This is a genomic window from Saccharothrix sp. NRRL B-16314 (assembly GCF_000716595.1).
Taxonomy (GTDB): domain Bacteria; phylum Actinomycetota; class Actinomycetes; order Mycobacteriales; family Pseudonocardiaceae; genus Actinosynnema.
On sequence record NZ_JNXC01000147.1, the window covers coordinates 1 to 383 of the forward strand.

Consider the following 383-nt stretch of genomic DNA (forward strand, 5'->3'; position numbering starts at 1 on the left):
TCCGCGCCACGCCGAGGGTCACGCCGCCCGCGGTCTCGGCGAAGATGCCCTCGGTCCGCGCGAGCTCGTACCAGGAGGTGAACTCGGTGAACGTCAGGGCCCGTTCGTACATGTCACGGATGACGGACTTCGGCGACACCGGGTGGTCGCCGACCCACGGGTGCGACTTCCGGTAGACGTTGTACGCGTGCCAGAGCAGCTCTTCGAGGGGCTTCGGGTACGAGATGTCCTGGAGCCGCTACATCCGCTCCTCGTACTCGACGCCGTCCGCCTTCATCTGCCCGACCGCCTCGCCGCGCGCCTTGTTCTGCATGGCGGCGAGGATCTGGCGCGGGTCGTCGAGCGTCGACTCGACGACGGAGACCATGTCCAGGGCGTACGAG

General features: G+C 67.9%; 1 pseudogene. It reads right to left on the minus strand.

What is annotated here, in order from left to right:
- A pseudogene (locus tag OQ02_RS43435) lies at positions 1-383 on the minus strand (DUF3516 domain-containing protein); the annotation flags it as partial.